8 protein-coding genes are annotated in these 12,581 nt (G+C 41.1%); 2 read left to right on the top strand and 6 right to left on the bottom strand.

The window, feature by feature from the left end; translation table 11 throughout:
* Window positions 1-79 precede the first annotated feature (79 nt).
* Window positions 80-2,431, bottom strand: coding sequence for a TonB-dependent receptor domain-containing protein (locus PAUR_RS20840; RefSeq protein ID WP_192509644.1), 2,352 nt, complete (start codon window positions 2,429-2,431; stop codon window positions 80-82).
* A gap of 731 nt (window positions 2,432-3,162) precedes the next feature.
* On the opposite strand from PAUR_RS20840, the gene PAUR_RS20835 reads away from it, so the two are divergent.
* Window positions 3,163-4,359, top strand: a complete 1,197-nt coding sequence (locus tag PAUR_RS20835; RefSeq protein WP_192509643.1) for a cellulase family glycosylhydrolase — start codon at window positions 3,163-3,165, stop codon at window positions 4,357-4,359.
* Between the two features lie 159 nt (window positions 4,360-4,518).
* The gene (locus PAUR_RS20830) at window positions 4,519-4,752 is read left to right on the top strand and encodes a hypothetical protein (protein WP_192509642.1); all 234 of its coding nucleotides are present in this window, start codon (window positions 4,519-4,521) and stop codon (window positions 4,750-4,752) included.
* A gap of 558 nt (window positions 4,753-5,310) precedes the next feature.
* Here the strand turns inward: PAUR_RS20830 and PAUR_RS20825 are convergent.
* From PAUR_RS20825 to PAUR_RS20805, 5 genes are all read right to left on the bottom strand, one after another.
* Window positions 5,311-7,437 carry a S8 family serine peptidase gene (locus PAUR_RS20825; RefSeq protein ID WP_192509641.1) on the bottom strand — a complete coding sequence of 709 codons (2,127 nt, stop codon included), beginning with the start codon at window positions 7,435-7,437 and terminating at the stop codon, window positions 5,311-5,313.
* Between the two features lie 298 nt (window positions 7,438-7,735).
* Window positions 7,736-7,951: a DUF6500 family protein gene (locus tag PAUR_RS20820; RefSeq protein ID WP_192510155.1), complete on the bottom strand. Its 216-nt coding sequence runs from the start codon at window positions 7,949-7,951 to the stop codon at window positions 7,736-7,738.
* A 42-nt stretch (window positions 7,952-7,993) separates the two neighbouring features.
* Window positions 7,994-9,214, bottom strand: coding sequence for a pyridoxal-dependent decarboxylase, exosortase A system-associated (locus tag PAUR_RS20815; protein WP_192509640.1), 1,221 nt, complete (start codon window positions 9,212-9,214; stop codon window positions 7,994-7,996).
* 2 nt (window positions 9,215-9,216) lie between these two features.
* Window positions 9,217-10,791 (bottom strand): acyl-CoA ligase (AMP-forming), exosortase A system-associated, encoded by a 1,575-nt coding sequence (locus PAUR_RS20810; protein ID WP_192509639.1) that lies wholly within the window; start codon window positions 10,789-10,791, stop codon window positions 9,217-9,219.
* Between the two features lie 9 nt (window positions 10,792-10,800).
* On the bottom strand, window positions 10,801-12,570 hold the full coding sequence (locus PAUR_RS20805) for an ABC transporter transmembrane domain-containing protein (protein WP_192509638.1): 1,770 nt from the start codon (window positions 12,568-12,570) through the stop codon (window positions 10,801-10,803).
* Window positions 12,571-12,581: the final 11 nt, after the last annotated feature.

Raw genomic sequence — 12,581 nt, 5'->3', positions numbered from 1 at the left:
TCAATATTAGGCGTATTGATGTTAAGAATGCACAATAAAAAAAGGCACAGTCAATGTGCCTTTTGATACAAGCGAAAGGTTAAAATTCAGCTTTAAAGTTTACTGCTGCAGTACGAGGAGCACCTATCCATGCAGACTGATTCGCCACGCCTCCTAAGTAACTTTTATCCGTCACGTTGTTTAAGGTAAAGCGTAATTCCATGGCTTTGATCCCTGATATCGGTGCATCAATCGCAACACCTGCATAAAAATCAGATACTGTATATGCATCAATTTTCTTAGTATTTGCCGCATCCATCCAACGATCTCCAACCCACTTTGTTGATAAACCAGCAAAATAATTACCTTTGCTCCAATCAAATGAGATAACAGCTAAGTTTTCCGCTGAACCAAACACTGTGTTCCCTTGTGGGAAAGTACTTAACCCGCCTGTGTACGTTGAGTCATTATAGGTATATGACGTATACATTCCCCATTCATTGGTCATGTACCATGTCGCAGACGCTTCAAATCCATTCGATTCAATACCACCAACATTCTCAAACGAACCATTATTACCAATCGAATAATTAATACCATCAGGTGAGTCTGGCGCAATAAAATTTAAACGGTTTTCAAAAGTAACATCATAATATGTCACACTGGCGTTGAGTTTATCTGAGCTATAACGCAAGCCTAAGTCAATATTCTCTGCCGTCTCAGGCTCAATTTCATCCAGTGCGGATGCATCTCTTTCCAAAACGGTATCTTTAATTGCAGCAAAGTTTTCTGCATACCCTGCAAAAAGCTCTAAGCCTTCAATGGGGGTCGGTGCCACTATGCCTGCAGACAATAAAGTTTCTGAATCCGACTCAATCGAGGTGTTTTTACTCCCATCAAATAGGTTAATACCTTCAAGGTCGACTAAGAACTTTTTCGCGCCAACGCGCACTCTTGCAACTTTAAAGTCCAATTCATTTTCAATATAGAACATGGTTGTATCCACATTGAATTCTCTGTTGTACTGTATCCAATACGGAGTACTATCGAAGTTTACGCTCACTCGTGCATCAATTCTTTTATGCCAGTCTCGCCACTCTTGACGCTGGTAATCTTCGTACCATATTCCAGCTCGAACCGTATTGTCCATATCAGCTAGCTTGCCGTAAAAGCTAAAATCAGCGTTGAACCCTAAGCGGTCTTTACCATAATGAGTATGGCGATATGAGCCCACTGGTATTGCACCTGCTTGATAACAAGCTGGATCATACTCTGCCCCAGCGCCACCATATGGAAAAGTAATGCTCGACTCACATCCTGAAATCGGACTAAGTTGTCGGCCAACTTTGTCGACAAAATATATTCGACCATTAGAGCTACCCCCAGTGTACGATTTATCAGATGTGATCTCACTATGAGGTTGATTAAAGCCATCAGCCGAAATATCTTCAAGGTAAGGCGGGATCCAGTCACCACGTCCTTCATTATGGTGATAATAAACATTGCCGGACAATTCCCAGTTACGCGCTTCATAGTTTGCTTGAACATAACCAAAGGTATTTTCCCTTAACGTTTGCCAGCCATTACGAAAAACTTGATCTACATAGGGAGTACCTGTTATCGAGTCAGTTAACCTATCCCATGTAGGGTCTATTGCGAATTGTTCTGTGCTGATCCTTTGGTAATTCGCTTCTTTTACATCATCATAAGATGCATATGCTTTAACGCTTAATGGACCATTGCTGTGTAGCACTTTAGCCGCGATATGGTCTCGCTCACTATTTGCCACTTGTTGTACCCAATCTGAATTACTCGAACTAGATATACTCACCCAAGCATAGGTATTGTCAAATACTTCCCCTGTTTGATAGCGCGCAAAATACTTCTGTGCTTCGAAGTCCCCGTTGGTGAATGAAAGAGTTAAGCCTGCATCTTTTGTCGGGTCTATCGTTGTGAAGTTAAGTGTGCCCCCTAATGCTTCATTTGAACGAGACGCGACATCCGCTGTACCTTGAGATACTTGTACCGTGCCAAGGTTTTCTGTATCAATATAGCGGTTTGCTTTGGCTCCGCCGCCATAATTAGAGTTACCATTGGCAATACCATCAATCGTAATACCAATTTGCTGCTCATCTAAGCTCAGCTGAAAACCACGAATAGATACCGTGGTAGACCAATCATCAGAGCCAAATGTATCGCCTTCATTTATTAAAACACCGGGTAAGTTATCAATAATCGCTAATGCACTGGTCATCGCAGCTTGTTGTTTTGACATTTCTTGAGTGGTGGCGTTATTTGCAAACGACACGCTCTGTCCAACGACAGTAACTTCTTCAATGGTGTTATCTTCTACTGAGCTATTTTCAACAGCATTGCCTTGAGCAAAGCTGCTTGCAGAAAAGCTCGTTAATAATGCAGCAGTGATCAGGTTAAGCGAGAGAGTATTTTTCATGATTTCCCAACTTCTAATTTAAGGTTAAATGGCTGAACGCGAAGCAGTATGGGAAATAAATATGACAAATAGGGACAACTTATTTGAACGTTCAATTAATAAAAATTTAAAGTAATAAGACAAATGTATCAGCCATGCTTGCTTCTTTATCCACTCGCCAGAAAACTATGCCCCTATTCGATAAACTGAGCATCCATCACACTACCAACTTTAAATTTGCCATCTAATTGTCACAGAGATAGGCGATAATGTTTTCGACAAATACAGGTGTTTCCCCTGCACCAACTTTTTCAGTTTTGTATATTTTTTTGGGTCATTATTTGATGACCCAACTTTTCTTTTTATCAAAAAATATTTCTTTGCCACCTCTGCCCATTCACTTTTCTCTGTTACCTAAAATCTAGTGGCTGTTGATCTTTCAGGTTCTTTTTTGCAGCCGTTTGATTGGGTTTTATACAAGGCAGAGGCTGCGTGGCATGGTTATTCCTTGTGAGTCAGCCGATAACACAGTAGAAAAGCCAATCAAGCGCTGCCTACCGGTTCTTTTGAGTACCCCTTTCTCTTTATTGTTTAATATTCACTTAGATTACTAGGCTACATATTAAGCGCCGCGATAAAAGCACGCTCAAAGAACAACAAAGATCAACAACCCCTAGACCAAAGTCTATGAGGCGATTATTTAGCTACCGCATAAAGTTAAGGTTCACAACATGTAAAAGAGGAACACTTCAATGAACCTGTCAAAAACGACATGCGTACTTTATATACTTGCATCACTGCTCGTCATGAAACAGGCATACGCCGCTAACTGTAGTTCAATCAATGAATACCCAAATTGGACCGCTAAAAATTGGTCAGGCCAATACGATCATGCTAATGCTGGAGATTTAATGCAGCATGAAAATAAACTATATAGGGCCAATTGGTGGACAAAGGCGGTACCTGGCTCGCACCAGTCATGGCGCTATGAAGGCATATGTGCAAATCCAACTACTCCCATTCAAGGTGCTTTTGATACTCATGGTAAGCTCTCCGTATGTGGTAAACACCTGTGTAATAAAAATAATCACCCTATACAATTACGTGGTATGAGTAGCCATGGTCTGCAGTGGTATGGACTAAATAAATGCCTGACATCACAGTCACTCGATACGCTCGCATATGAATGGCGTGCAGATATTGTAAGGCTCAGTTTATACGTACAAGAAGGGGGCTTCGAAACAGACAAAACTGGCTTTATTAATCAAGTCAATGAACTGATCGCAATGGCCAGTGACAGAGGAATGTATGTTTTAGTGGATTGGCATCAATTGTCTCCTGGAGACCCTAATGCCAACACTGCACTAGCCAAAGAGTTCTTTAGTCGTGTTGTACAACAGAATAAGCATCGAGATAACATCCTCTACGATATTGCCAACGAGCCTAACAATGTATCATGGGATGCTGTTCATAACTATGCTGAGCAAGTTATCCCGATTATTCGCAATATAAAAAGTGATGCTGTTGTATTAGTAGGCACTCACGGCTGGGCCACATTTGGCATCTCTGATGGCGGGTCTGTACAAGAGGTTATTCAAAAGCCACTCTCTTTCAACAATATCATGTACACCTTCCATTTTTATGCAGCCTCACATTTTGACGCTTACCTCGAAGCACTTGATACAGCATCGGATGTATTACCGGTTTTCGTCACAGAGTGGGGAACTCAGCTTTATACGGGAGATGGCGACAATGATTTCGAACGCGCACAAGCGTATATTAATTTGATGAAACGGAAAAAAATCAGTTGGATTAATTGGAACTACTCTGACGACCCACGCAGTGGAGCAGTATGGAAACAAGGCACTTGCAGCGCGGGGAATTTTTCTGACAGTCAGCTCAAAGAAGCTGGAATTTGGATAAAACAACAAATCTTATTAGAAAGATAACCGCTTTACCAATGCGGGTACTTTCATCCGTATTGGTTTTTCTGTGTCTGATGCATCTAGAGCGGCGTTCATATTTTCTCAAGCTGACTGTAAGCAATCAACAAAGAATGCGCATGGCGTTTATCAGCAAGCTCTTGATATTCTTAAATCATTAAATATATGCAAGTTTATTGCACGATAAACCATAACGACAGCCATTCACACACGCCAACAAATCTATTTGTGACGCAATGGCAAGATAACCCAAGTTTGGCAAAATTTGATTGGCGCACTCAATACAACTACCTAGAGTTTAATGCCACATCATTTACCCAGAAGCAATACGTCTTACAAGCGGCACTGACAGGTCAAGGTAGGGGTTTATTAAGCAACCTATTGCAAGTTCAACAGTAGCACAGCAATGGTTGCACCCCGTCGCTAAATAGCCAAAGTTGACCGGTTATAGTTATGCACTTAGGCTGTCCCGTCATGCGCAAAGTCGGCAAGCCGTGCATAGTGTAAGTGAGTGGTTACAAAAAAGTATGCAATTTAGTGAAGCGTCATGAGTAAAGTGTATGTATCAACGATCACATTGCTCAAAAGTAATAAGGCACATAACTAAGCTATTAATCGCCAAACTTCCTGTATAAAGTCAAAGGTAAATCTCATCGCTTGATTTAATCACATTCTGCATCGTAACAAAATATGGGTCACCAATTCATGATGACCCATAGTAGCAATCGTCTTATTTATCTATTTAATCTCAGCTCTGGATAAGCGAATTTGCCCAATAAAGCTATTTTTCTCACTCTCGGTGTTGCTTTCATTTGTAATAGCCCGCTATTACTGCATAAAAGCGCCTTGATATTGAACTAAATATCATCATTGGATTGTACGTAAGTTTACTTACAAAACATTTTCTATTCCAAAACCCTTATCCAAACCTGAGGTTATTTATTCAGTCAATAATCACTATAGGGATTTTTTCTTCGTTACCTTCTCTTTATGGCCAATAACCCGCAGTGACCACCCTTTTAATATGCCTGATACAGCATTATTCTTATTATTAATTGTCACGGTTTCACCGTTGCTTTGTCTTAGACTAAAGTTACGATCTGTATTACTTACATCGGTCACGTGCAGTTTCCATTCACCATTGACTGCGTTAGACTTTTCATTCCAGAATTTATAACTTAACATCAAGTGATCATTGTATCCCTTATATAACACATCTTCTGTTACATCGATGCCTTGTGATTGAGAAATAGCGCGACCAACCAAATTATTATGTGGTGACATTAAGATACTACGCGTGCCACTGGGTGATTCCAGTTCAACCTTCAGGTCTGAGATCCGTGTATGATCAACATCTAAGCGAATTTGAACCGCTTCAACAAATAAGTCATCAGCAATTGTTACTGTGTCTGTTACCGTTTGTGCATCATCTGAAATAACGATATTTTTTGCCGTCTCAAGACCATGCCATGGCGTCATTATTAACGCTGAGGGTAAATCGGTGATCGCATAACGACGAATAAGTTCAGCGGCTTTATCAACATCAATTAAACCAAAACCATAATATGGTGAATAGCTGACTTTCTCTTTTGCGTTATTCTGTGACCACCCTTCTAGTCCCACAACATCACCCACTAAAATATCTTGGTAATGAGGGTCTACTTTAGTGGCTGTTCTTGCCAGTAAATGGCGGATATCACGAGCAGATAGCGAATGGCTTTGTTGTTCTGCTGCGGAGATCAAAAGCGCGATTGCGCCTGATGTATTTGGTGCCGCGGAAGAAGTACCATTCATGCTATAACTATATTCAGCTCGGCTTGCCATATAACCCACAATAGAAATAGTAGGATTACGATTTTGCAATAGAATCAAGTAGTCTAAATGACCTGCATTAGCCGCAAATGCCGCTGAAATCGCTTGCTTATCTTGTGCTGAAACCTGTGTATCATTTTCCTGTAAATGCGCTAATAACATAAAGTCTTTACCATAGTTGGCTCTATACTTTTCTGATATTGCGTATAAAGTATCAATCGCCTCCACATTGTCACACGCTATGCGGTTAAACACATTGGTATCTAATTCACCGCGAAGTTTAAGTAGTTCACAACTCAACGTAGGCGTAACGTGACCCGGTGTCCCTTGGTCATTCCCTCCTGGTGCGGTCAAAAATACATTACTCCCAACAGAAGAGTATGAAGATAATTTACCATCCGCATTCAGCGCACTGACCGTCAGATTCCAATAATTAGCTTGTTCAAAGTCTACATTCGAATTATGCCACGGCAAACCAAAATTATTGTTACTTGGGATACTATGTCCCTTAAAAATAAGCCCATTATCGCCAAAAGCATGCACACGCGTACCCGTATAGCCATTCCCTGCAGACTTCACAAATGTGGCTTCTCTTGGGTCTAGAATATGACTGGTAGAAACTTGCTCTAAAACACGCATCCGATCAGCTTGATCAATTAAAAGTACCTGTTCACCCGATGCAGCTGAAATTGTTTGAGAGTATTCATAAGGAATACTGATTGCTTGGCTCACACCATAGCTTTGATTAAATATACGAATTTCATCCGCAATCGTGTGTGCATTGATGTCACCGTCGTCACCATGACTTAGCTTCCACTGTGCATGGCTATCTACAGCTCCACCAAAATTGGCATAAGAAATGACTTTTGAGCTTGGCGCAACACCCCGTGCCCCAATATCATTCATAACCGCAGCGATAATCCCCCCCACCATAGTGCCATGAGAACCAGACACATTTTCATTGGTATTTGGGTCGATAATAACGTTGTCAGCTAAATCAGGATGAGATAGCTCAACACCAGTATCAATGACAGCAACTTTGACGTCTTGGCCTAAGTGCCCCCAAATATGAGTTTGCCATAAATTTAAATCTACTCCGGCAACTGTGCCTGCTCGCGTGCCATCGTTCAGCAGGTTCCACTGATATTGCACCAACGGATCGTACTTTAAATCAATCCATCGATTGTCATAGTCACGGTCTGTGGTCGCGCTGGCTTGAAATGCTAAAGCGGCAGATACTGCACATGTTAAAAGGGCGAGTTTGTTTTTCATAAGACTTCCTTCGTCAAATTAAGTTAATTATTATTAAAAGCGAGGCTTCCTTAGCCAGAAAGTTCACTAATAAAATCAAACCGAAGAAATCCAAAGAAATAACAAATAGGTAAAAAACAATTGTAAATCATTATAAAAAAACTATTCAAGTCATTGTTTTTATGTGTGAAAATAAAATTTAGGAAATTTAAAAGGCTCGATGAATATCAGCCGATATACATAAGTAAGCGCCTAACTTGGCGCTATTTTATGTCGCGAAAATGAGAAACCCGTCTCAACAGAACCCTTTTGTATCCTCCTATTCGGCTTCAACTAATGCTAATATCCGTACCGCTTTCTCAAAATGATCCAATTCATGTATTTGGATCCACCAAGTCGCCGCTTCCATTAACAGCGCAGGATCATCATTTTTATTTGCGAAAAAAGCATAAAATGACACCCCAACCTCCTCGCCCTTTTGTGCTATTTTTTTATTACACACTTGTATAATTTTATCTCTCAATACTCGACGCATAGACACTTTATTATTCCTTTTTAAACATTGGGGGTACTGACGTTACAATAGCACCTCTCGTAATGTTGGCTGACTGAGGAAGCTTTGCGGGCTTGCTGAAGCACCGTACGCACCCGATTGCATAACTGCAATAATATCATCAGGTTGACAAGTTGGTAAATGAACTTTTGCTGCAACAATATCTAAAGGTGTACATAAAGGGCCAACGATATCTACTTGTTCTTGGTTGTTATGTTGGTAACGGTTGGCAACACATACAGGGTAATTCTTTCTTATTACTTGCCCTAAATTCCCTGAGTTTGCCAAATGATGATGCATCCCTCCATCAACGACTAAAAATGTCGTGCCTCTAGAGACCTTCTTATCAACAACTCTCGTTAAGTATATACCGGCATCTGCCACTAAATAGCGACCTAATTCAAGGTGAATATCGACCCCTTTTAAAACCGCTGCATATGTCGTCAGTAGCACCTGTAAATTATCGATGATAGGCTCTAAGTTTAGAGGCGATTCATGCTCAAAATAAGCAACCCCAAAGCCTCCCCCGATATTAATATGTGATGCTTTAAAAGGCGTATCATTTAACAACCGGCTTATCAGTTCAAACGTTTGGTTGTGACATTCTATGATCGCCGCTTCACTTAAATTTTGAGAGCCTGAAAATATGTGAAACCCTTTAAAATCAATATAGTCAGAGTTAATATAGTCCAGTACACCCAATACTTGTTCTTCATCAATACCAAACTGCTTTGCTCCACCACTCATTTTCATACCTGATTGCTTTAACTCAAAAGCAGGATTAATACGCAACGCGACTTTTGCTCGCTTTTTTAGCGTCTCACTTAACGCATGTAGGCGAGTTAGTTCAAATTTTGATTCAACGTTAATTGTGACACCCGCGCAGATAGCAGCGCTCAGATCTGTATCACTTTTGCCAGGTCCTGCAATACTGACTGCGTGACTTTTCAGCCCAGATGCTAAAGCCAGTAACATCTCCTGATGAGATGCAACATCAAAACCGTCTATCACTGTCGCCATGCGAGTAATTAACGAAGGGAAAGGGTTTGCCTTTATTGCATAATGAAGCTTCACCTTACTCGGCAACCGTCGCTTTAAATTCTTAATATTATTAACAACTTGCTGTCCATCATAAATGTAGCATGGTGTACCACCTGCTATCTTAATGGCGTCTTCAATCGCCAGCCCCGCAACCTGCAACTGATTGTTTTCAACAACATGATGCACTCTACTTAACCCTGCCATTTTCAATATTGCTCCTGAAATAAACGCCCATACAGTGTATGCCAGTGGTTTCTATCAAATTTACCATTGCTATTTTTTGGTAACTGCTCGGTATATATAAATCTTTTTGGCACCATATAAATGGGGAGCTGTGCTCGACAGTGTTGGATCATTGCACTTAGGTGACTTGCGGTTTGCACCGTACTATTAACGATGGCGACAATCGCTTGACCTAACTCAGAATGGGGCACACCAATCACCACCACTTCGCTAACGTGATCACAGGTATAAACGACCTCTTCAACTTCTTGAGGGCTAACACGATACCCAGAGGTCTTTATTAAGTCATCTTTACGTGACACAAAATAGAAAAACCCCTCGTGATCTTGATAGACAATATCACCAGACCAAACCGCCCACTGTGGCAGCATCCGCTGCGCCAAACACACGGGTGCTCGTTTAAAACGTGCCTGCGTTTTATCGGGATCATTCCAATAACCTTGGCTTACCAAAACGCCACTATGCACTAACTCTCCATGTTCAAACGGCGCACATTCATTTCCTTGTTCATTAATCACTTGAACTCGCGCATTTGGAATGGCTTTACCAAATGAAGTTGGCCGCTCATCAAGATGCTCTGGCGGTAAATAGCATGAGCGAAATGCTTCTGTTAAACCAAACATCATATAAGGTAATGCGTGAGGAATACGCTGTCGTAATTGAGTTAGCACGGCACTCGGCATAGCCCCGCCCGTATTACAAAAATATCGTAATGACATTAACTCTTGTGCTTGCCAGTCTCCTTTTGCCAATTGCACCCAAAGTGGCGGCACTAACGCCATTGATGTGAGCTGGTGATCACGGACTGCATCTACGATATCTTTAACAAATAAGTAATCTTGAAGATAACAGCTCGCCCCCGTCAAAAACGCGATTGTCAGCTGACTAAAACCATAGTCAAAGCTCAGAGGGAGCACAGCCAGCAGTTTGTCATTTGCTTTAGTCGGAAGGTAAGCCACCACGCTCTGAGCACCAATAACTAGATTTTGATGTGTTAACACCACCCCCTTAGCTCGCCCTGTACTTCCCGATGTATAAAAAATAGCCGCTAAGTCTGTTGCTATCATCTGTGGTAAATCAGCTCTTAAATCGGTTATATCCAAAGACTGAATTGCATGCCAGTGATGCACCTGACCATCCGTATTTCCCATACTCCCATCAAACAACACAACATGCTTAATACTCGGTAACTGCACTAAGTCTAATTGTTGATAACGCGATACGCTGGTGATCAACACCGTTGCAGCGCAATCTGCAACAATTTGATCAACTTGCGGTTTTTTCAAAATAGGGTTGATCACGACGGCCACACCGCCCGCTTTACTCACCCCAAATATACTACTCACACAATTTACTGACTTGGTTGTATAAATAGCAACTCTCTCTTGTGTAGAGTCCATTATCGAAGCTAAAAAGCAAGCAACGTGATCAACTGAATTCGAAAGAGTTTGATAATTTACCCAGCTATTTTTACACCCAAGAGCCGGCGCGTCAGGCTTGAGCTTTGCCTGTGTTTCAATTAATTCATGTAATAACATATATCTGGTTTACACCGTTGATTTTTTATTGAAAAGTGATTGATAATGCACTGAGCCGTGCAGTAAATTCTGATGCGTTCCTTGAGCAATAATTTGACCTTTATCCATAACAAAAATCTTATCTGCATCAACAATTGTGGAGAGCCGGTGCGCAATCACAATCACGGTTTTACCAACCATTAAGCGCTTAAGTGCAACCTGTACTAAATGTTCTGAGTGGTTATCTAATGCAGACGTCGCTTCATCAAGAATTAAAATCTCTGATTGTTTAAGTAACGCACGCGCAATGGCTATCCGTTGTCGTTGGCCCCCCGATAACTGTGACCCATTTTCACCAATCTGACTTTGTAAACCATTTGGTAACGTGTGCAAAAACTCATGCACATTCGCTGACTCTATCGCAGCATGCATTGCTTGTTGAGTCACGGCTTTATCACAACCAAAAAGCAGGTTATTTTCCACCGTATCATCAATTAAAGTGACATTTTGCGACACATAAGCAATACTTTGTCGTAGAGAAAGCAGCGAATAGCGCTCAATGGCTACATCATCAATAAAAATGGACTTTTCTGGAGCTTGGTATAAACGTAAAATCAAATTTGCTACTGTTGTTTTTCCTGAACCAGAACCACCCACCACCGCGGATACTTTACCCGCTTCAAATACAACTGATACCCCTTCAACATGCAAACTCGAATGACTCCCATAGCTGAAGTTAAGATGTCGAAATGCGACCTCATGACTGCATTTGAGCAGAGGTAAATTGCCATCATCATGCTCAACCGGTGTATCGAGTAATGTAAACAAGCTACGTGCCGCAACGAACCCTTTTTGTAATTTTTGATTCACGACGGTTAATTGCTTTAAGGGTTTCAATAATGATCCCATCGCTAGCAGCATCATTGTAAATGTGCCTGCGCTCAGCTCAACAAGTATTGACTCAATACTCGCAAAGACCAAGATTACCGCAATTGCACCGGCCCCTATCAGCTGGATCACTGGGTTACTGATGGCGGATACCGCCGCCAGTTTCATTGTTTGCTGGCGAGTATGGTTATTTACTTTTAGAAAATCTTGATTAACGCGCGCTGTTGCATTGAAAACTAATATTTCTTGATGTGCACTAAATGCTTGATCTGATACTTTAGCCAAACCGCCCATACCATCTTGCAATTGTTTACTCACTTTACGAAAACGTTTACTCACAATATTTATAATAAGTGCGATCAGCGGTCCAATTATCAGGAAAATTAATGAAAGCTGCCAACTCGCATATAGCATCATGGCTAACAAGACCATGACAATAATACCCTCTCTGATCACTGTAATAATGGCTGTTAAAAACGCTTCTGATAGTTGCTCAGCATCATAAGTGATCTTAGAGATCAACGTGCCTTTTGAGTACGAATTAAACACACTCATAGAAAAACACTGTACCCTTTCAAATACCTGCTGACGTATCGCATACGTCACATTTGATCCAGCATAAGAAATACAATAGTTAGACACAAAACTTGCGACACCACGAACAGCAAATATCGCAACAGTTAAGTAGGCTCCTTGAATGAGTGTATTAGGGTTTGATTGATTAAGACCATCATCAATAAGCGGTTTAATAAAATAAATCATCCCTGCATCCACTAAACTAAACAATATCAGCGCGCATATTCCAATAAAGACAACCCATTTTTGCGTCATCAAATAATGATATAACCGCACACTCACATTTTTATCTTCTGCGGCGGTTGCCACATTGACTAGAGCATTTACATTGTGCATTGCTGATCCCA

The sequence above is a fragment of the Pseudoalteromonas aurantia 208 genome (genome assembly GCF_014858725.1).
Lineage (GTDB): Bacteria > Pseudomonadota > Gammaproteobacteria > Enterobacterales > Alteromonadaceae > Pseudoalteromonas > Pseudoalteromonas aurantia.
This window is presented reverse-complemented; position numbering and strand designations above follow the sequence as displayed.